Annotated in this window: 12 protein-coding genes, 2 pseudogenes and 4 CRISPR repeat arrays; of the genes and pseudogenes, 6 read left to right on the top strand and 8 right to left on the bottom strand. The window is 62.3% G+C overall.

The window, feature by feature from the left end; all coding sequences use genetic code 11:
• Nucleotides 1-767 precede the first annotated feature (767 nt).
• The 5 genes from BKH20_RS14215 to BKH20_RS13945 form a co-directional block, all read right to left on the bottom strand.
• Nucleotides 768-908, bottom strand: a complete 141-nt coding sequence (locus tag BKH20_RS14215; protein ID WP_178387912.1) for a hypothetical protein — start codon at nt 906-908, stop codon at nt 768-770.
• Nucleotides 909-918: 10 nt separating this feature from the next.
• Complete coding sequence (locus tag BKH20_RS04030; RefSeq protein WP_075373397.1) at nt 919-1,524, bottom strand: DUF6036 family nucleotidyltransferase; 606 nt, start codon at nt 1,522-1,524, stop codon at nt 919-921.
• Nucleotides 1,514-1,981 carry a hypothetical protein gene (locus BKH20_RS04025; protein WP_075373396.1) on the bottom strand — a complete coding sequence of 156 codons (468 nt, stop codon included), beginning with the start codon at nt 1,979-1,981 and terminating at the stop codon, nt 1,514-1,516. The genes BKH20_RS04030 and BKH20_RS04025 overlap by 11 nt, the downstream gene beginning before the upstream one ends.
• A gap of 621 nt (nt 1,982-2,602) precedes the next feature.
• Nucleotides 2,603-2,923: a CRISPR direct-repeat array (repeat unit 37 nt; unit sequence GTCTTAATGCACCTTCTGGTGCTGGGTGCTTTCTGAC).
• A 399-nt stretch (nt 2,924-3,322) separates the two neighbouring features.
• Nucleotides 3,323-4,165: direct repeats of the CRISPR family, unit length 37 nt; unit sequence GTCTTAATGCACCTTCTGGTGCTGGGTGCTTTCTGAC.
• Between the two features lie 262 nt (nt 4,166-4,427).
• Nucleotides 4,428-5,171: a hypothetical protein gene (locus tag BKH20_RS04020; RefSeq protein ID WP_256693027.1), complete on the bottom strand. Its 744-nt coding sequence runs from the start codon at nt 5,169-5,171 to the stop codon at nt 4,428-4,430.
• A 60-nt stretch (nt 5,172-5,231) separates the two neighbouring features.
• Nucleotides 5,232-7,586, bottom strand: a complete 2,355-nt coding sequence (locus BKH20_RS13945) for a hypothetical protein (protein ID WP_075373666.1) — start codon at nt 7,584-7,586, stop codon at nt 5,232-5,234.
• 348 nt (nt 7,587-7,934) lie between these two features.
• Between BKH20_RS13945 and BKH20_RS04010 the strand changes: the two genes are divergently transcribed.
• Genes BKH20_RS04010 through BKH20_RS13940 form a run of 5 tightly spaced genes read left to right on the top strand, consistent with a single transcriptional unit; the run spans nt 7,935 to nt 16,640 of the window.
• Entirely contained in the window at nt 7,935-10,031 is a 2,097-nt protein-coding gene (locus BKH20_RS04010; RefSeq protein WP_075390026.1) for a Cas10/Cmr2 second palm domain-containing protein, read from the top strand.
• Nucleotides 10,028-11,950: an RAMP superfamily CRISPR-associated protein gene (locus BKH20_RS04005; protein WP_075390025.1), complete on the top strand. Its 1,923-nt coding sequence runs from the start codon at nt 10,028-10,030 to the stop codon at nt 11,948-11,950. The genes BKH20_RS04010 and BKH20_RS04005 overlap by 4 nt, the downstream gene beginning before the upstream one ends.
• Nucleotides 11,947-13,776 carry an RAMP superfamily CRISPR-associated protein gene (locus BKH20_RS04000; protein ID WP_075390024.1) on the top strand — a complete coding sequence of 610 codons (1,830 nt, stop codon included), beginning with the start codon at nt 11,947-11,949 and terminating at the stop codon, nt 13,774-13,776. Before BKH20_RS04005 ends, BKH20_RS04000 begins: the two co-directional genes overlap by 4 nt.
• Nucleotides 13,769-14,338: a hypothetical protein gene (locus BKH20_RS03995; RefSeq protein WP_075390023.1), complete on the top strand. Its 570-nt coding sequence runs from the start codon at nt 13,769-13,771 to the stop codon at nt 14,336-14,338. Before BKH20_RS04000 ends, BKH20_RS03995 begins: the two co-directional genes overlap by 8 nt.
• A gap of 1 nt (nt 14,339) precedes the next feature.
• Nucleotides 14,340-16,640 (top strand): hypothetical protein, encoded by a 2,301-nt coding sequence (locus BKH20_RS13940; RefSeq protein ID WP_075390022.1) that lies wholly within the window; start codon nt 14,340-14,342, stop codon nt 16,638-16,640.
• A gap of 77 nt (nt 16,641-16,717) precedes the next feature.
• Here the strand turns inward: BKH20_RS13940 and cas2 are convergent, their stop codons facing one another.
• The 3 genes and pseudogenes from cas2 to BKH20_RS03975 all read right to left on the bottom strand — a co-directional run bounded on the left by cas2 (nt 16,718) and on the right by BKH20_RS03975 (nt 18,102).
• Nucleotides 16,718-16,948: a CRISPR-associated endonuclease Cas2 gene (gene cas2 / locus BKH20_RS15020; RefSeq protein WP_075390047.1), complete on the bottom strand. Its 231-nt coding sequence runs from the start codon at nt 16,946-16,948 to the stop codon at nt 16,718-16,720.
• Nucleotides 16,885-17,207: pseudogene (gene cas1 / locus BKH20_RS15015) on the bottom strand (CRISPR-associated endonuclease Cas1). Before cas1 ends, cas2 begins: the two are co-directional and overlap by 64 nt.
• Before the next feature lie 244 nt (nt 17,208-17,451).
• Entirely contained in the window at nt 17,452-18,102 is a 651-nt protein-coding gene (locus tag BKH20_RS03975; protein ID WP_075390020.1) for a reverse transcriptase domain-containing protein, read from the bottom strand.
• A 939-nt stretch (nt 18,103-19,041) separates the two neighbouring features.
• Nucleotides 19,042-19,512: a CRISPR direct-repeat array (repeat unit 37 nt; unit sequence GTCTTAATGCACCTTCTGGTGCTGGGTGCTTTCTGAC).
• Between the two features lie 405 nt (nt 19,513-19,917).
• A CRISPR array of direct repeats spans nt 19,918-20,392; the repeat unit is 37 nt; unit sequence GTCTTAATGCACCTTCTGGTGCTGGGTGCTTTCTGAC.
• Between the two features lie 143 nt (nt 20,393-20,535).
• On the opposite strand from BKH20_RS03975, the pseudogene BKH20_RS03970 reads away from it, so the two are divergent.
• Nucleotides 20,536-20,904: pseudogene (locus BKH20_RS03970) on the top strand (transposase family protein); the annotation flags it as partial.

Here is a 20,904-nt window from a genome sequence, read left to right as displayed (position 1 = left end):
TTTTCCGGCGCTGTTGGCAGCCACCGCACGGCAAGCCCCGTGAATAGGGGCTTCTGGTGCTGGGTGCTTTCTGACGCCAGAACCAGATCGCCGCGCTGCAGGCGCAGATGTCTTAATGCACCTTCTGGTGCTGGGTACTTTCTGACGCATGAAGAATGACTATGAACCAGCTGCGGCTGAAGGTCTTAATGCACCTTCTGGTGCTGGGTGCTTTCTGACCTGGATACCAGCGTGGGATACCTGCTCACGGGAGAGTCTTAATGCACCTTCTGGTGCTGGATGCTTTCTGACAAGGTACAGATCGTCCTCGAAGACAACCTCTAAACGTCTTAATGCACCTTCTGGTGCTGGGTACTCTCTGACGGGACCTGGTTCGGTGTCAGTGCCCAGGCTGAGGAGTCTTAATGCACCTTCTGGTGCTGGGTACTTTCTGACAGGTCAAGCAAGGAGACAACGATGACAAACATTATGGTCTTAATGCACCTTCTGGTGCTGGGTACTTTCTGACCTCTGCCTCTGGGAACGGCGTCGTTGCGCCACTTCCAGGGGCTGGAGCGCTACCGGCTCCGCAAGCACCCCGCGGGACCGGCCGGCACTGTTCCTATTTAACCACTTTTCGGCGTCCTGACGCCAAGCGCCACCGACGCCCCCTCAGGCACCCTCGGCCACCAGCTTCCGACGACGTCAAGCAAAAGGTCGACGTTCCCGCCTGTGACTGTGGCCACAACCTGCTGTGGTGGAGATGGAGCAGGGCTCTGGACTCGGCGTCAGGAGCGTTTCCCACGCCGAGCCGCCTGGCCGTCCAGCAAGTGGGTCAGGAAGGCCTCGAGCTGTCTGTCGGCGTCGGTCATCATGGTCCACTGCTCGGAGACGATGGACCCGACCGCCTCCGAGTCGAGCTCGATCACACGATCCACCTCATCCGCAGCCTGCGGTTGGTCTGGACCTTGATGTTTTACTGTCTTTCCAGTGATGAAGAAAGGACTGTGCTCGTGCCTTGGCTTCTTCGTGCTGCTCGTCGAGGAGTTCGAGAAGGTTCATGACGTCATAAGGATTGACGATTGCGGCGTCCAGCAATGCGCCGACAAATTCTCTGTCCTTGTCGCGGTTGGCACACAATTTTGCGACGCACAGATCTTCTGGTGACAGGCAATAGCCTGTGTTACTTAGTGTGCTTCCGGGAAGAGAAGTTGCAGGTCCTGAAACAGCTATGAGGCGGTCTCTCCATCCGGAAGAGAGGATCGCGGTGGAATCGTCGACGCCGTCGATTGCGAAGCCGTGAAGTTGCTCGAAAGGAGAAAGCTCGCCAGCGACTCCCTCAATGAGATCCGCCAGTTCTTTGACGGTTTCAGGGTTGTCGTCGATGGGAAGAATGTCGATCTCGCGGGATAGTGTGGCGCGTTCGGGCAGTTCGTCCTCGGAGAAGGAGGCGAGGATGGACTGTGAGCCGAGGACGGTCACCTCGCTTCTGTTGATGATTGTGCAGGCTGTACGAATGGCGTGGTAGAACTGCTCACGCTGCATAGTGCTTCCTCTCCCAGTAGATGACGGCCTGGCGTTGGGGTGCGCTGAGAAATCCCGCCATGGGGGAGACGTCTCGGAGCAGGCAGGCGTCCTCGTCTTCGGCGCACATGCGTTCACGCATCGTTTCGATGTCGCCTGACTCTATCCATGACTTCCAGCGTTCGAGAGCCGACCGGTGCAGCGTCCCTTGAACCGAGTGTTCATTGCGTGCGATTCCGGTGACAACTTGTGGGTGCCAGGATGACGTCTCCGACCAGTTGATGGATGCATCGACCAGTCGGTGGAGCATGAGGCTGCGGCGTCGTGAGCGGCTGGAGGCCGCAGCGCTGTCCGGAGTGATGCTGGTGATACCGGGGTCGAGGTCGGGGAGGGGCGTTGTGTTGTCGGGGATGTGTGGGGCCACGATCCCGAGATCCTCCAAGCCCAGCGCGCTGAGATAGCGGGCGCGCGTGCGCAACGTAATGTCGCCTCGCGCTTCTCGTGTCTCGGTCTGAGATACGGAGGCGGCAGAAACCCCTAGGCGTTGTGCTAGCTCACTCTGCGCAACGCCTAGGCTGCGCCGGGCCTCCTGAATCGTAGTCACGTACTTAAGTTATAAGTTAAAGGCTGGCGTTGGCAACTGTTCTTTCGGTGGCGTCATGGCCCTGCCTCTGCGTCGCCGCTGAAGCAATGCTGGTGTGGGACATGGATGTTGGTCTGCCGACGCGTTGACTGTGTCCCGTGAGTGGGTGACGAGCGGGCGGCTGGGCTCCTTGGCGCGGCCGCCTGGCTTTGCGTCTGCTGGCCGTTCCCTGCGCTGTAGGCGTTTCGACTGCGTGATGCTTGCTGGAATCCTGCGAGCTCACCTGGCACGAATCCACCTGGGGTGGAGGCCTTGGTGGTCGTCGAGGAGGACGGCGCCCGTGGTGGTGGGGTGGTTCGGGTCGGCTTGGAGGGCCTGTTCAAGGGACTGGCGGTTGGACTGGCCGTTTTCTGGCGCTGTTGGCAACCACCTCACGGCAAGCCCCGTAAATAGGCACTTCTGGTGCTGGGGGCTTTCTGGTTGGAGTACCTCAGGGCCACCGAGGCGTGGATAAATGGTCTAATGCACCTTCTGGTGCTGGGTGCTTTCTGACCATGGAAGGAGATACCATGCAAAGAAGGAACAACGGTCTTAATGCACCTTCTGGTGCTGGGTGCTTTCTGACTGATTGGGGTCCACTCGGGTGTCGCTCGGAGGTTCGTCTTAATGCACCTTCTGGTGCTGGGTGCTTTCTGACCCCGCACCGTTGCCGAATATGAGATTCTCGTTACCAGTCTTAATGCACCTTCTGGTGCTGGGTGCTTTCTGACGCGTTAGGGCATATAGGCGCGAGGTTCTCAGTCTTAATGCACCTTCTGGTGCTGGGTGCTTTCTGACCTCTGCCTCTGGGAGCGGCGTCGTTACGCCATTTCCAGGGGCTGGAGCGCTACCGGCTCCGCAAGCGCCCTGCGGGACCGGACGGCAGCGCTCCTATTTAAACACTTTTCGGCGTCCTGGCGTCAAGCGCCACCGACGCCCCCTCGGGCGCCTCCAGCCACCAGCTTCCGACGACGTCAAGCCAAAAGGTCGACGTTCCCGCCTGTGACTGCGGGCACATCCTGGTGTGGTGGTGGAGGAGTCGGGCCCGTGCGACATCGGGAGCGCTTCCTCCGCCGAGCCGTCTGGCCGCTCAGCTCGTAAAGGAGATGAGGGTGGACTGTAAGTTCCGTCAATAGGCTTTCTGGTGCTGGGTGCTTTCTGACGCCGAAACTTCGGAGGAGAGGAGGTGAATACCTCAGTCTTAATGCATCTTCTGGTGCTGGATGCTTTCTGACTTTGGCTGGTTGCTGTAGCTGCCTGGGTGGGTGTACCAGTCTTAATGCACCTTCTGGTGCTGGGTGCTTTCTGACGAAGCTCGAGAGGCTTCTTAATGATATTCCGGATCTCGTCTTAATGCACCTTCTGGTGCTGGGTGCTTTCTGACTATGCCATCTATAAGGAGTGCCATGTTGCTGAGTAGTCTTAATGCACCTTCTGGTGCTGGGTGCTTTCTGACCAGGATGTCATTGACAGGATTGCCGAGGTCTTTGAAGGTCTTAATGCACCTTCTGGTGCTGGGTGCTTTCTGACGTCGAGTCGTTCCGATGGATGACTCACACCGAGAGTCTTAATGCACCTTCTGGTGCTGGGTGCTTTCTGACGGTTGACGAGCTGCTGGCTGCTGAGAGTGACCGTGACAAGTCTTAATGCACCTTCTGGTGCTGGGTGCTTTCTGACTAATCAGCGAGCTTCTGGGGCGCCTTGACGCAGTCAGTCTTAATGCACCTTCTGGCGCTGGGTGCTTTCTGACGGGCGAAGAGATCCCTGAGTGGGAGGCCCAGCTGTCTTAATGCACCTTCTGGTGCTGGGTACTTTCTGACCGACGTGCCGCTCCAGTTCTCACAGTTTGAGAGTGAGTCTTAATGCACCTTCTGGTACTGGGTACTTTCTGACATGACGGCTGGATCGGCTTCGACACACTCAGGACCTTCGTCTTAATGCACCTTCTGGTGCTGGGTGCTTTCTGACGTGTGACTGGGACGTGAGACCTCATGAATGTTCTAGTCTTAATGCACCTTCTGGTGCTGGGTGCTTTCTGACCCCTGCCTCTGGGAGCGGCGTCGTTGCGCCGTTTCCGGGGGGGGTGGAGCGCCACCGGCTCCGCAGGCACCCCGCGGGACCGGCCGGCACGGCCCCTATTTAACCACTTTTCGGCGTCCTGGCGCCAAGCGCCACCGACGCCCCCTCGGGCACCTTCAGCCACCAGTTTCCAACGACGTCAAGCCAAAAGGTCGACGTTCCCGTCTGTGACTGCGGGCACATCCTGGTGTGGTGGAGGTGGAACCGGGCTCTGGACTCGGCGTCAGGAGCGTTTCCCACGCCGAGCCACCCGGCCGCCCACCTTGTCAACGAGCAGCCAGATCCCGCCGCCGATGAGGACCGACCCGATAAGACCGAAGCCAAGAATCCACCCCCATCCCGCGTCCCAGCCGCCGATGCTCTGGTGCCGGACCGCGATACCCTTGGCGGCCTCCCAGTTGGACCAGATCTCCAGGAACACGCTCAGCGGCAGGCCTATGAAGGTCAGGACCGCCAAGGCGATCTCCATGACTCGCGTGGAGCGGGCGCGCTCCTCCTCGGCCTTCTGGTCGGCGCGGCCGATGCGCATCAGTACGTTCTCGCGGAGCCTGTGCGCCTGATCTCTGGCCTCCTCAACCAGCAGAGGAATCCGGTAAGTGTCCAGCAGGTAGGTCAGGAAGGCGTCGAGCTGTCTGTCGGCGTCGGTCATCATGGTCCACTGTTCGGAGACGACGAACCCGACCGCCTCCGAGTCGAGCTCGATCACACGATCCACCTCATCCGCAGCACGCGGCTGAACGTCGGCCAGACGAGCCATGAGCGAGGAGGCCCGGAAGCGCTGAAGCAGCATGAGCAGAATCGCCTCGATGAAACGCCCCTCAACCTGGGCCAGCGGGAAGAACCCTCCCTGCTGAACCTGGCAGAAGGAGCACCCGTGGGACCCTGCGTAGGCCACCCAGGTCTGCGAGAGCCGGTGGAGCTGCCAGATCGAGCCCTCTCCCTGCTCCGAGGTCGAGGACAACGTCATGCGGCGTGAGATTGACGAGGCTCTACGGTGGGTCGCAGCCGCACTGGGGACCGGTACCGGTCACGGCTTCTCCCCGTCGCCAGTCTTCCCCAGCGCCTTCACCTGGCCCCGCAGTGAATGGAACCGACGGCCCCAATCCCCGGCCGACACATTGTGCTCGGCCTCGACCGCGTTAATGGCGAAACGGAGGAGGGCTGGGTACGTGCAGGTATCGCGCTGCTGGTAGTTCTCAAGGACAGTCGGCATGATCTCCGCAAGCGACTGATTGCCATGAGTAATCGGGAGCTTGTTACGCGCCCTTACAAGGAGACCTAGAAGGTGTGCGGCAGATTCTGCTTTGAGATCCGTTTTTCCGGAATCGTTCTTGTTGTTCGCCATGACGCGAGGCTGGATGAAGCCCTTGGGGCGATTGCGATCTGGAATGTTCACGAGTTCTGCGATGATGGTGATGATGCGCGCCTGAGCGTCAGAAGGAAGACCTGCGATCAAGTTTGAAGCTGCCTCCATTGCTCCCAGAACGGTGCCCGCGAAGCTGTCAAGATCGGCGGCATTGACGGCCTCGACAAGTTGGTTTGCTAGTTCAGTAGCAGTGTTGGATAACTTGCCCATCTCGGGGCTGCCCAAGGCAAGAAGCCTGCTGGCAGACAAAAGATCGAAGCGGTTCAGGCAATACTCAGTTGCGTCCAGGAGGGCCTGGCGGGTGTCCTTGTCAAGCCCGAGCTGGTGGAACTGCAAGGACGCGCTGTTATCTTCCTTGGACGCCAAGAACACCGGAATTCCGTGTGCCGAACCAAACTCCTGTGCGGCCTGAAGGAGTGTGATGAAGATGGGTTTTTCTCCAAGGTTCGTCACAATAATGGCGCGAGGGGATTTCGGCAGCCGGGCAATCCAACTGATAGCCTCTGCTTTAAGATCTCGCATCGTCGCTTCAATCTCATGGGATTGAGCTCCGTTGTCGGTTGTGGAGGGGCCATAGTTGACAACAATTGTTACGCCATTTCCTGTCGGTTCCCAGGAAGGGAGGCGATCCAGTCTATCGTTTCTGATGTCTTCGGCTACGTCATGCCCGGCGGTCCAGGACTTCTCAGAGCATGCAATAAAGGTGTTGACCTGCAGGGGTGGGGGAACAGAGCAGGATCTACTGATAATCTCTGCGGGAGGCTGAAGAAGAAGTGAGTCGATGAGCGGAAGACGCCCATCAAGCCCCTTGGTTGTAAGGAAGCACACTTGTTCCGATGGCCAGCTTAACCAGGATGGTGGTTCTCCTAGTGCGTGCCGGACGATGTCCAAAAATTGGCTTGGGTCGGTTGCTGAACTCGGCGTGCCGAAATGATGAGTTGCGTCAACGCCGAGGTCGTTGAGGTCGGACTGTGCGGCAAGCCAGTCATTTGGCGGGCAAGGATTTCTTTTCGCCTTTCTTATGGATTCCCCTACCGTCAAAGGTCTCCCTTTGCTTGCGAGTGATACGTCGGAGATGTTAAGACCGTTGGAGTCGTTGTACTCCTGTAAACGCCGTCGGTACTCAGCAATGATCCAGGACCGAACGGCCATACCGGCTGCAAGGTCACCTCGCGAGACGTCCGCCAAAACTATCTGAGCGAAATCGTGAGGGGTGGGCGAGGTGTTCGATTCTCCCATGACCCTTTCAACCGATTCGGCGGCTATATTGACCTCTTCGTCTGGAGTGGGAGATGACATCTTCAGAATCGTCGGTAGTCCGAGTCCCATGAGCCATCCCCTGGCTGGGTCGGCGCGGACTGACATGTCGATGAGTGGTGGTGCGTCCTGTGCGTCGGGGTCATCTGCTGTGCGGTCAATCAGGACAAGAGACCAGCCATCCGGGTGCGTGGATGCAGCGACACCGGCAGCTTCTGAGAATATTTTACTTGCCCCACTCCCAATGGGCAGAAGAATGTGCCCGTTATGTAAACCTATTGTATGTTCCAGTAGCTCGGTGCTCGCCTGGTTAACCGTAAGGTCTGGTAAAATGCAGGATTCGATGTGGATGTCATCCACTCCGGCTAAAGCCGATATGTCGTCAGAAATCTCGCTGAGCTGATGAGCGAGAGAGCGTGCGAGCTGGTCTGTGGGGGTGCGTCCCCCTTCGGCGCCGATGATAAGAATATCTGCCTGGCTGACGTCTTTGGTTGCAAGTCTCGACAGGGCTCGTATCTCTTTCTTCAGTGCGCTGCCGGGGGGTGTCGAAGCGTCTTCTTCGTCGGTGTCGATGTCTATCTGGTGGTCGAAGCTCAGTTCCAGAAGCCGGGATGCGATGCCGGAGGAAGTTCTTTGGGAGTTAAGCTCGGCCAGACGAGACGCCAAGTCATCCTCAATATCTTCTTGGGCGCGCTTGCGATTCCCCTTCTTTAATGGGATCCCAAGATCTGCTGTACCTGCGATATGAACAAGCAGCATGATTGACTCTTCTCCTTTGAATGGTGCGGGCGCACCCTTGAGGTGCTGGAAATGAGGCTCGCGTCGGCATACTCTGCTGCAGCCTGACTGCTTACTCGGCGGGCTGGTTGAGAGGCGGTCGCCTGCCCCGTAACAGTGCCACACCCGCGGCAGGTGCGCAGAGTTTTTACAAGGTTGGATGTTGTTGCGTGTTGTTGGGGTAGCGGGGAAAACCGGCGACCATAAACCCGCATGGCAATGTTTGTCAAGGACGTCATTGTTCTGGGTGAACGCTCGCCACGCCAACCGGATGTCTGGTAAGACTATCCCGGGGCCCACAGCCGCGCCACCGTACGAACGGAGTTGACGATGCACCTTGTCATGCTTGAAACCAACGGGAATCAGCGCTTCATCTTCTCCTCGCCGCGGCTGCGGGACAGCGTCGGAGCGTCCTCCCTGCTGACCAAGCTCGAGCAATGGACTGCGCAGGAGCTTCTCGCTAAGGGCGCGGCCGCAGCCTGGTGCGCGGCTCGCGGACTGCCCGACGGCCGAGAACCGCACGAGTCCCAGTGGGTCTCCACGTCCTCCGGCAAGGTCATCTTCCTGGTGGATTCAGCCCAACAGGCCAAGGACGTCATCGGCGCCGTGACGCGTACGGCTCTCGCCAAGGCGCCGGGCATGGACGTCTCCGGCGTCTTCATCTCCCTGCCCACTCCTTCCGATCCGCAGTCCGGTCCCGTCTACGTCACCGAGAGCGCACTCAAGGAGATCCACGCGGAAGCAGCCCGCTACGCCCTCCAACGCCCGCCCGCCGAGGCGCGCTTCTCCCAGCTTCCGTTCCTCAGCCGGGCCAAGGACTCCTCCCTGCCCGCCTCCCCGCCGCTGGCCACCTGGGACGAGGCCAAGGATGATCGCCAGGACGCGCTGTCGCTGGCCTCGCGCGTCCGGCGCTACGGGGCGTACCAGGCACGGCTCGATCTCCTGGACAAGGGGGTCGATCGCAGCTCCGACCTCTCAGACAAGCAGGCGCTTCTCACCCGCGACCCGACGATGCTGGCCAAGAAGCTCCACCAGGTTTTCGTTGAGGGCATCGAGCCGGTGGGTGATGAGGGCAGGCCGTCACCTGAGGAGAGTATCGCGCAGGGAGCAGAGGAGCTCCGTCCGCTTGAGCACGCCATCCAGTCCAACCCGGACGCCAGCAGCACCGCTGACTCAGACATCGACTCCGGCGACTACGCCTTCCTGTCCAAGGTCGCTGTCATCCACATCGACGGCAACGGCGTCGGCGGCATCATGAAGGAGCTCAACTCCTCGAAGGACCGTGTCGTCCCAGGCGTGTTCAAAGCCAAGGTCGGCTGCGACCGCGATGACCCCGACGCGTTGCGGCGCTTCCTTCGGGCGGTCAACAAGCGCCTGCAAAACGCAGTCGAGCACGCCTTCGCCGCAGCATGGACGCGAATCGACGAGCTGTCCGAACATGATGACGACCGGGCCGGGCGGGGGCACACTGTCATCCCGGTCGTCCCGGTGATCCTCGGTGGTGACGACGTCACCGTCATCACCAGCGGCGACTACGCCCTCCCCTTCGCCGCCGCCTACCTCCGTCACTACGAGGAGGCCACCGGCAACGACCCGATCCTGTGCTACCTCACCCCGCCCGAGGGCCAGGACACCGGCCCCATGACCGCCGCTGCCGGCGTCGCCATCGTCAAACGCAACTTCCCCTTCCACATCGCCTACGAGCTGGCCGAGAAACTGGTTGGTCGCGCCAAGAAAGTCGGCAAGACGGCGTGCCCGCCGTGCTCAACACTCGACTACCACGTCCTGTTCGACACCACGGTCCTCGACCCCGACGAGGCCATACGCGGCTACGAGAGCTTCACCACCCGTCCCTTCCGCCTGCTCAACGACGAGACGTCGTCGGCCGTGAGCACCCGCGACGACGGCTCCAGAACCGCCGGCTCCGGCGACGGCGAGCACAGCACATCCGCCGACTCCTCGCCGAACGACCTTCGCCACGAGCCCTGGGAGGCGACCTGCCAGCGCGTCGCCCGGTTCAAGGGGGTGCCCCTCGGCAGCACCGACGAGAGCCGAAACGAGACCGTCCTCGAACCGTTCCCACGCACCCGGGCGGCGCGCATCTGCGGGCTGCTGTCCGCCGCGGTGCGGGAACGAGCCGCTCATCGTGACGACGACGTGACGGACGCTCCGACCGCTGAGGCCGGGGACCGCGAGATTCCGGGTTCCGAGGCGTCTGAGAAGAAGGAGGACTGGGTCCCTCCGTCGCTCGTCAACGCCTGGAACGAGTGGGAGGCGGCCCGCGAGGAGATCGGCACCTGGATCGACACCGAGCTGGGCGGCCTGGGCGCCATGTTCGACCTCCTGGAGCTCTCCGACCTCCTCCCGCCCTCCTTCTTCCCCAGCCTGGGGGAGGCCCCCAACACAGCATCGGAGGCCACCGAATGAGCCCCTCATCCCCGACCTCCTTCCCCCTGTCGGTCACCTTCCACTCCGACTGGGGCGTCACCACCGGAACCGGCGTCGCCGGCGGCGTGGACTCCGTCGTCGAGAAGGACGAGCGCGGCCTGCCGATCGTGCGCGCGACCGTGCTCGCCGGCGTCGTGCGGGAGCAGTCGCTCCTCGCGGCCCAGGCCCTCGACGACGGCTCCGGCCGCTCCTGGCGCGCCTTCGCCTCCGCACTGTTCGGCTCCGACCTGGCGCCGCGACTCGTCACCTTCTCCGACGCCAGGCTCATCGACCCACCGGCCGACCCCACCGACCTCATCCACGAGGTCATCTCCCTGTCCATCGACGAGAGGACCGGCACAGCGCGCGAGGACTTCCTGAGGATCTTCGAACGCGCCGGCGCCTGCCGACTGCGCGGCGAGGTCACCCTGTCCGACGTCGATAGGGACGGACGCCCCCTGACCTGGAGCGACGAGCAGCGCGACGCCGCCGAGCTCCTCCTGGCCCTCTCGGGCTTGCTGGTGCGCGCAATCGGCTCCAACCGGGCGGCCGGCGACGGCGTCTGCGACGTCCTCATCCACGCCGACCACGAACCCGGTGACGCCCGGGCCGTCAAGGACTGGTGCCGCACACAGCTGGGCAGGTGGAAGGGGCGCGGCGCACCGCAGCCTCCCGCGGCGGACGCGGCCGCTGCGGCCGCCCCGGTCCTTCAGGCGAGCCGTGCATCCACCGCCGCCGGCGCCTTCCACGAGGCGACCTTGACGGTCGACCTGCGAACCCCGGTGGTCTCCTACGAGGTCCCCATGTCCAACGAGATCCGCTCCCTGGACTTCCTGCGCGGCACCGTCCTGCTGCCCTGGGTGCACCGGCTCATCACGCGCACCGTCGCCCAGGCCCCCGGCGCATCGGAGGCCCTCGTCCGGGAGGTCCGCGACGCCGTCGTCAACGGGGAGCTGCTCGTCTCCGACGGCGTCGTCTCCTACCAGGGGGAGCGCGGGCTGCCGATGCCCCTGGTGTTCTCCAGCCCCAAGGTCGGCCAAGGAGCCGAGAGCCAGGAGCCCAAGACGGCTGAGGGCGAGGGCGACGAGGAGATGCGTGTCTGCAACCGGATGTGCGCCGAGGAGCCCGAGAACGAGGTCCACAAGCCGCTGCGCAATGGATACGTCTTCCCGGCCGCCGGCGCGAAGGGCGCCCCGGCGCTCATCGGGCGGCAGTCCACGGCGCACGACGCCGCCACCGGGGCGGCCAGGGACGGCCAGCTCTACCTGGTGCGGGCGCTCCCGGCGGGCCTGAGCCTCCAGGCGACGGTGACGGTCTCAACCCGTCTGTACCAGCGGATCGGTGAGCAGCTGGAGGCCCTCGCCGGCACCGGGTACCGGGCCCGCCTCGGGGCGCGTCGCCTCAGCGGCACCTTCGGGGAGACCGAGTGCACCCTCTCGGCCTTCGCGCCGAGCCCGGCGCCCCAGGTGGTCGACGCCGAGGACACGACGATCTGGTTCACCTCCGACGTACTGGCCCGCTCATCCCGGCTCGGCCCGGGCGGGAGCCTGACCGACCTGCTCGCCGCCTTCGAGCGGGCCGGCGCCCCCATCGAGCTCGCCGAGGCGGACGAGACGCGCTTCAACGCCGGGGTCAGGCACCGGCGCGTGGACTCCTGGTCTGCGGCGAGCCACCAGCCCCGGGCCACCCGCATGGCCATCCAGGCCGGCTCGGTCCTCAAGGTGAGAACCACCGCCCCGGAGAGGCTGGCGGCCCTGGCGGCCGTCGGTATCGGGGAGCTGCGGGCGCAGGGCTTCGGACGGTTCGTCGTCGGGCACCCCCTGCTGGAGAAGGAGACGTTCACACTGAGGAGCCTTCACGGGGAGGACCTCGCACCGACCGCTGATGGCGCTGCGGCATCGAAGGAGGCTCAGCGATGAGCGTGACCCGCTATGAGCTCACCGTCCACCTGGTGACGGACGCGCCCCTCCACTCGGGAGGCATCGACGAGGTGGTCGACCGCCGGCGTGGAGCCGTCGACTCTCGCGACGATGAGTCCACGCCGGCGAGCGATTCCGAGAAACTCGATGACGCCACCGAAGACGGCAAGAAGAAGTCCAAGGCAAGACGGACCACCGTCGCCCGGCGATTCGCGCGCGACGGTCACGGTCGTCCGGTCCTCACCGGGCGCTCCGTCAAGGGCGCCCTGCGAGCCGCCTGCCAGCGATTCCTCGAGGAGCACGGCGGCGCCGTCGGACCGACCGAACGCGAGCTGCGGCAGCTGTGGGGCGATGACGGAACCCGAGGGGCCGGTTCGGCGGCGCCGCTGCGGGCTTCGGCGATCACCGTGCACACGGTCGAGCTGCCCACCGAGGGCTATGAGAGGAATGGGGAGCACAAGATTGTGCTCCCGACCCGGATGGGCAACGCCATCGACCGGTACTGGGGCTCGGCCGGCGACACCGCGCTGTTCGAGCACGAGTACCTGCCCCGCGGCAAGGAGCTCGCCCTGACCATCACCGCGGAGGCCGGGCTGCCCGACGGCGTCGAGGTGCCTCAGGGTGATGTCGCCCCGCCCGGGCCGGAGCAGGTCGAGAAGCTCTTCGCGCTCATCATCGGGCTCGTCAAGGACGGCAGGGTCGCCTTCGGTGGCCGGCAGAACGCCGGGTGGGGGAGAGCCGCGCTCAGTGACTCGGAGAGGGCCTGGATCCTCACCAAGGCGGAGCCGGGCAGCCGGGCGGGCCTGGAGGAGTGGCTCTCCGGCGCCGGCGGCCGCTCGGTCGACGTCGCCCCCGTGGACTGCGGGGGCAGCGGCCGGATGCGGATCGAGATCACCTGGGACAGTCCCACCGGGATCCTCGTGGCCGAGCCTCCGGAGGACGACGCCAAGAAGACTTCCGACGCCGGGGCCGCAGACGGATCGCCGGGAGAGGCGGAGGGCGCGGACTCTGAGGAGACGAAGCCGGCCCGCCCCCTGCGCGCCGGCCCGGAGGAGACCGACCCGATCGTGCTGCCCGGAAGCTCCGTCCGCGGCGCGCTGAGGACCCGGGCGACGCGGATCGCCCGCACCATCCTGCTGGCGAAGAAGGACCCGAGCACGGTGGCGGACTGGTCGGACGCCGGCGTCCACGAGCAGCTGGCGCAGGATCCGAGCCTGGTACGGGACCTGTTCGGGTCGACGATCCACCGCGGTGCGCTGACGGTCCTCGACACGCTCGCCGCCGAGGACGGCCCGAGCCGCAAGGTCACGCACAACGCCGGCGACCGGTGGACCGGCGGCGTCGCGGACGGGTTGCTCTACAGCGAGGAGGTCTACGACTCCACCTGGAACAGCATCGTTCTGGAGCTCGACCTCGACCGGCTTCTGACCAACGCGCGGGCGGGCCTGGGGGAGCCGGATGGGCAGGTGGACAGCCGGGGCGAGGACCGCAGCCGCGCCGCCTTCTGCCTCCTGGGGCTGGTGCTCGCCGAGCTGGCCGCCGGGACACTCCCGCTGGGGAGCCGCGGCACCCGGGGCATGGGGCAGGTCGAGGTCAAGGCCATGGCCGTGACCGGCGGCAAGGGCCTGGGGATCGAGAACTGCTCCCTCAAGGCGGAGGACGGGACGGGCGAGTCGCTTCCTCGGCGGATTCTGAAGGGGCTCAGGGACGTGAGCTCCGGGATCGAGAGGAATCCGAGAGCCGGAGCCGGCTGGGAGGGATGGTCCTCCTACCTGGTGGGCAGCAGCGAGAGGCCGCTTGAGGACAAGGAGGAGCGGGATGCCTGAGAAGACGTGGGAGCCGGAGCCGTTGCGAGAGGCGGTCTGGAAGGACATGCCCGGCGCGGGAGCCGATCAGCCCGGGGGCACCGAGCTTCAATGGGTTCTTGAACGCGCCGAGGACCTGGGAGGCGAGATGAACGGCGTGGCCTACACGACCAGCGGCGCCTACTCGGTGAGGAGGGCGGGGGCTTCCGGGCTCACCAGCCTGATCGAGAGGGAAGGCCAGATCGGTTCCCGGGAGCAGGAGATCGACCTGGACACGGTCTTCGAGCTGCGCCTGTGGCGGGTGATGGACAAGAAGACCGACGACGGCGGCAACGTTGCCGGCGAGGACGGCGTCCTGGCCCACGAGCTGCGGTGGCTTAACGGCAGTGGGGCCGCTGAGATCGTGGTCGGGGAATCCTGCGAAAGTGTCCCGGGCGGCAGCGACTGCTGGGTTCGGGAGAACAGCTATCTCCAGCACGGAGAGAAAAGCGAGATCATGGACAGCATCGAGGTCTTCACCGTGGAGGAGACGTACGGAAACACCGTATTCGCCGACGAGCTCATGACCGGAAGGTGGGGCTGACATGACCGCGTTCCAGCCGTTCCACTCCGCCGTCAACCGGATTCCGGTGCCGAGAGAACAAGCTCAGAAAAAAGGTTACTCCTCCGACCTCTTCGAGGATGATGTCGCGCCTGCCCATGATCATCTTGCTGCTGCGAGATGGACTGGGTCAGTCGATCTGAAAATCACCGTCAAGACACCTCTCGTGTTTGGTGAACAGAGTGCTGAGCCCTCATCGAGCCGTGAGGTCAATAAGCAAGGAAGGCCATGCGTCTCTCTTCCTGTTGACGTAAACGGAAAAGCGATAGTTCCGCCAACAATGATCAAAGGGATGATATCTCGCGCATTTGAGACGCTAACCTGCTCCCGTTTCAGGGTGTTTGCCGGACATGATGAGCCCCTTACGTACCGCGTCGATCCTGCACAGGCCAACGGCCTCTTCCCGGGTGTCGTATATTATGATGACGAGATCCAGGGGTGGGCGGTTGAGATCCTGAACGGAACTGGAAATAAAAACGAGATGGCGTTGCTTAGGGATTCAGTTGAAAAAGGTGCTGGAACTATTGTGTTAGAAGGTCACCCCAATCTTAAGTCAGGGGAGTCTGGTGAGCTTCCAACTGAGGCTGAAGTCATGTCGGAGTTCAGGGATAGAACCGAGCATGGTAAATGGGTGTATGTAAAGTTGACAAAATGGTACGGAAAGTCAGGGAAACAAATAATGGTCACCCATGTCTGGAATGAAGATATCGGTGAAGAAGGAGACTTTGAGCGATTCTTCAGGGCTCCAATTGAAGGTGAGGAGTTTGCTGCCCATGGATTTCCGTGCCGGACTGCGCCTCGCAATAAATACGCAGAAGACCTGTATAAGGATAAAAAATACGAGAGATTTTTCTTCAAGGTAAAGAAAGGAAAGGACGGAAGGTGGCGAGAGAAAAAGGGGACTGTCGTTGCACTACCTCCGGACGTCATCTCAAAATATGAGAAGATTGTGCGCTCATATGTGGAAATGAGTAAACGGCCGGAAAGTCGAAGTCTACTCAATCGGGCGGCTGATGGCTCGGAGCGAGAGAAGCTTGGACAGTTGTTGAAGGATGATCCCGTATTTGTGGTGTTGAGTGCAAAAACTTTAGATGATGGTGCGGTTGAGGGGCAGGTTAATCGCAATGTCAAGGTGTTGGCAGTGCTGCCAACCATGGTGGGGCGGCGAACCTATGACTTGTCTCCAGCGGAATTGGCGAAGAGACAGGGTGTGTTCCCTGTCGATGATAAGGGTCGTGCATCAGCAGCGGACAGGGTGTTTGGGTATGTCGTTCCCAGTCCTGAGCGGGGTGCCGTCGGAGGCGACGTTGCGTCGCGTGGGCGCATCAGTATAAGTGCGGTGGATTCGTCCAATGCTGTCATCAGCAGGGACCGGAGAGAGCTTCCTCCTCTGCTTTCTCCTAAAGTGTCGTCCGCGCGTCGTTTCCTTACGGACAGTTCGGGGAAGACTCCGCTTACCGCCTCCGGTGGTCCTCTGAGGCGTGGTGATTACTTTAGGGAAGGGCAGCACTTGGGTGCTGCCTGCTATCCGGTTCATCGGAACCAGTTGGGTAAGAATGAATTTCCTAAGGGTAATCAAGAGGAGTTGGGTGCGAAAGACGAGGAGTCTAGTAATGATGCGGTTCGGTTGGCGGTGAATTCCTGGATTAAAGCGGGAAGTGATTTAAAGTGCACTCTTCGCTACGAGAATCTTTCCCGAGATGAACTTGCCGCATTGTTGTGGGTGCTTACCCCTGAGAATCTCGTCCCTGAGGAAGAGCGAGATTCCAGTGGAAATAAAGTTGGATACTTGCGCATGGGACTCGGCAAACCTTACGGTCTGGGCGTTGTTGAGGTTCGCATGGTGGGGAATTCTCTGAAGGCTAAGTCGGGTGTGGATCTAGCGAATGATTATATGTCGCTAGAGAGCTGTGACGGACTTGATGGTAAGGGTGTTTCTTCGGCTGATTTCTTGCTTCCGAAGGAAGAGTTCCTCGCGAGGGAGCCTTGGGTTCGGGCTATGCGACGTGCCGCCTACGGCTATGCCGATAGGGTTGAGGTTCGTTACATGACTCTGGATGAAAATAAGGAAAACAATATAACCGATAGTCGGACTGGTGCACCAAAGCGAAATAAAGGGATTTCACCAAGAGATTTGTTTGGGGAACAAGCGAGAAAGCCTTTGAGTATTCATCATCCGGAAAGAAATGGAAATATGGGCAACCGCAATGGTGGACGGCAGCATGGCGAAGGGCGTCAAGGCGGTCGCCATGGCAAGGCTCGTCACCGCGGCCGGCGGCACTGATCGTCGCGCAAGACACGGTCGTCGTCGGACGGGGTGGGGTGCGCTCGTGAGCCGCGCGTTCTCGGCGTGCCGCCGGTTCACCACACCGCTCGGTACAGTCCGGCGTCGTCGAGCGCGGGCGAGGTCCCGTGGATCTCGCTGCGTGTCAGGCAGGAGTCGCACAGCGGGTAGAGGTGGATGACGTCGTTGGCCTGGTTGATGATCTCGGTGACTTGCCGGCGCACCTCGTCGAGCTCGGCGGGCTCTAGCTGCAGCTGGATAACGGACTCCTGGAGCTGGTAGCCCCAGCCTTCCAGCGCGGCGGCCAGGTGGGCCTGCCGCGCTGGAGGTCCAGGGAGAGGCTGGGACGCTTGTCGGTGGAGGCGTGCAGCACCCCGAGCGAAGGCTCGAGCCCCGCGGGCCGCAGAGCGCCCGTGCACTCGGCCAGCAGGATCGCGTAGGTGTAGGAGAGGGCGGCGTTGGCCAGGTCCTTGGGCGGCGGCTGTGCCCGTCGAAGGCGACCTCCGGTGGGACCAGTCCGGACAGGCAGCCGAAGTAGGCCGTTGAGACGGCGCCCTCCAACTCCATGAGCTCGTCGACGTCTGCGGCAGGCCGTCGGCGCCGTCGACGATGAGGCGGTTCTGGCTGATGTGGACGCGGGCGCCGTCGCGGCCGACGTAGACCACCTGGTCCGGGTCGGGACGGCCCTTGATGTCGTGGCGGGGGTCGACGGGCGGGAAGCTGCGGGAGAAGTCCGTCCCCAGGTAGCAGAAGCCCTCATCGAAGCTGGTCATGGCGGTTTTCTCCTGGTTGAGTCGGAGGCCTCTGGGCGTCAGGAGGGAGTCGAGGAGCTCGAGGGCCTCCAGGAGGTCGGGTTCATGGGGGGGCTGCAGATGACGATGTCGTCGGCGAAACGGGCGTAGCCGTAGCCCGCGTCGCCTATGGCCCGGTCGACGTCGGTCAGGGCCAGGTTGGCCAGGAGCGGGGCCAGGCAGGAGCCCTGGGCGATGCCGCGGTTGCAGGTGCGCCGCTCGCCTCTGGCGCGCCGAGGCCGGGCGATGAGTCGGATGAGGTCGATGGTGCGCGGGCAGCCGGCGATGGGGGAGAGGGCGGCCAGGGCGTCCTCGATGCTGAGGTTGGGGAAGTAGTCCTCGATGTCGGTGCGCAGCACGTAGCGGTAGCCGGTGTCTCGCAGCCTGGCGAGGTGGTCGACGGCGTCGTCGGTGCCGATGCCCGTCCGGTAGGCGAAGGAGCAGGGGGACATGGCGAGGTCGGCCCTGTGGACGATCGTGTTGACGACCGCGCGCTCGACGACCCGGTCCCGGATGGAGGGGATGTGCAGGGTGCGGACCTCCCCGGAGGTGCCCTTGGGGATGCCGAAGCTCAGGAGCGGGTCGGGTTCGTAGGTTCCTGAGCGCAGGGACTCGGAGAGCTCGGTGAGGAAGTCATCGAGATGCTGGCGGATAAGGGTGAAGATCTGCATGCGATCTCACGGCACGTGCCGTTATATGCCTTCATGCACCTTCTGGTGCTGGGTGCTTTCTGACCCTGGCACAAGTGAATGTCCCTATCGGGGTAGAAGTCTTAATGCACCTTCTGGTGCTGGGTGCTTTCTGGCCTGATGGTTCTACCGTGACTGCTGTCAAGACGGATGGTCTTTAATGCACCTTCCGGTGCTGGATGCTTTCTGACTAGAGAACGGCTGGTACGACTGGTTCTGCAAGGAGTCTTAATGCACCTTCTGGTGCTGGGTGCTTTCTGACGGTACGCGTACAACCGGCAGAGCGGGTTCATCCACAGGTCTTAATGCACCTTCTGGTGCTGGGTGCTTTCTGCCTTTCAATCTTCTTGGTTTGTCGTAGGATGCTATTGGAGGTCATAATGCACCTTCTGGTGCTGGGTGCTTTCTGACGCTGCCCGCCCGGATGGTCGCACGGCTGGTCCGACTCGTCTTAATGCACCTTGTGGTGCCGGGTGCTTTCTGCCAAGAAACAGACTCCGTACCTTCGATGGCACTGTCGTCTTAATGCACCTTCTGGTGCTGGGTGCTTTCTGACGTGCTTACGAGGAGATCATCTACCAGAACGACTGAGGTCTTAATGCACCTTCTGGTGCTGGGTGCTTTCTGACCCCTGCCTCTGAGAACGGCGTCGTTGCGCCACTCCCGGGGGCTGGGGCGCCACCGGCTCCGCAAGCACCCCGCGGGACCGGACGGCACCGCCCCTATTTAACCACCTTTCGGCGTCCTGACGCCAAGCGCCACCGACGCCCCTTCAGGCACCTTCAGCCACCAGTTTCCGACGACGTCAAGCCAAAAGGTCGACGTTCCCACCCGTGACCGTCGACGCATCCGGCTTCCGCTGTTGGTCCGGCAGGACTTAGGGCTCCTGTGGTTGGAGAGCGCGAGGCGACCGGCAGAGAGTGTCTTGATGTGCCTTCTGGTCCTGGGTGCCTCCTTACAGGTGAGGACGTCATGAAGATCGCGTTCCCGTCTTAATGCACTTTCTGGTGCTGGGTGCTTTCTGACAATGACGTCGCTGCTTGAACACTCCGTCACTAAAAGTCTTAATGCACCTTCTGGTGCTGGGTGCTTTCTGACATGTGCGTGACAGGCTGGAGATTGGAGTTCGTGCTGAGTCTTAATGCACCTTCTGGTGCTGGGTGCTTTCTGACCGGGAAACGGTCGGATGATCGGTGCTCAGACTCCCGCGTCTTAATGCACCTTCTGGTGCTGGGTGCTTTCTGACACGTGCCTGGCCGAGCGTCACTCGGACAACGTCATGTCTTAATGCACCTTCTGGTGCTGGGTGCTTTCTGACCACTCGTGACCACAAGATCACTATTCACACTGTGTACGTCTTAATGCACCTTCTGGTGCTGGGGGCTTTCTGACCCCTGCCTCTGAGAACGGCGTCGTTGCGCCACTCCCAGGGGCTGGGGCGCCACCGGCTCCGCAAGCACCCCGCGGGACCGGCCGGCACGCCCCCTATTTAACCACCTTTCGGCGTCCTGACGCCAAGCGCCACCGACGCCCCCTCAGGCACCTTCAGCCACCAGCTTCCAACGACGTCAAGCCAAAAGATCGACGTTCCGGCCTGTGACTGCGGACACAACCTACTGTGGTGGAGATGGAGTCGAGCCCTGGACTCGGCGTCAAGAGCGCTTCCTCCGCCGAACCGCCTGGTCGCTCAGCTTGTTAAGGAGATGAGGGTGGGCTGTAAGTCCTGTCAATAGGCCTTCTGGCGTTGGGCGCTTGCTGACTTGGCTGGAAGCCAGACGTGATGCACGTTGCCGTGCGTGTCTTAATGCACCTTCTGGTGCTGGTTGCTTTCTGACTTAGGAGATCCCTATGCTAAACCGGCATGGGTTAGTCTTAATGCACCTTGTGGTGCTGGTTGCTTTCTGACGAACGACGCCGAAGCGATGATGATAGACCTCAGCAAAGTCTTAATGCACCTTGTGGTGCTGGTTGCTTTCTGACGTGAGAGACCTCAAAGAGTTCGGGGCGGACCCGGAGTCTTAATGCACCTTCTGGTGCTGGGTGCTTTCTGACAAGTGCCAGCAGCAGTACGCGAATGATATTCTCCAGACGTCTTAATGCACCTTCTGGTGCTGGGTGCTTTCTGACGCACGAAGGGGTGGCACGATGCCCGCCATCAAAGTCTTAATGCACCTTCTGGTGCTGGGTGCTTTCTGACAATAGCCCCGTTACAGGGGTGGTGTCTCTCATGGTGATGTCTTAATGCACCTTCTGGTGCTGGGTGCTTTCTGGGCTCTTCGTGTTTGAGGGTGTGGTAGGTGGAGCCTATTGAAGTGCATAGGTGGAGTGGAGGGGTGGGTGCGTCGTTGCGGTGGGTAGGGGTCGAGGTCCCCCGATGATGGGAGCTGCTAGACAACCGTCACGAGAGACCTCGACGTGCCTGAGACTACCTTCACCGGCCCTGATCTGACGACCTTCCTGGGCCTGAATGCCCTGGGACTGACCGCTGTGGGCCAGCACCTCACGGCCAAGCGCGCGGTGATCGAGTGCCGTATGCCGATCGGGTTTGAGGACCCGTTCTGCAGAGCCTGCGGGGCCCAGGGAGTATCCCGTGGGACGGTGGCCCGGCGCCTGGCCCACGTGCCGGTGGGGTGGAGGCCCACGCAGCTGGTGGTACGCGTGCGGCGCTTCGCCTGCACCGGCTGCCGCCGGGTGTGGAGGCAGGACACGAGCGGCCTGGCTCAGCCACGGGCGCGGCTGACCCGCTCGGCGGTGGAGTGGGGGCTGCGGGCCCTTGCCCTGGAG

This window comes from Actinomyces oris, assembly GCF_001937445.1.
GTDB lineage: Bacteria > Actinomycetota > Actinomycetes > Actinomycetales > Actinomycetaceae > Actinomyces > Actinomyces acetigenes.
Note: the sequence above shows the minus strand (reverse complement) of the source record. Positions and strands in the feature narration are given on the sequence as shown.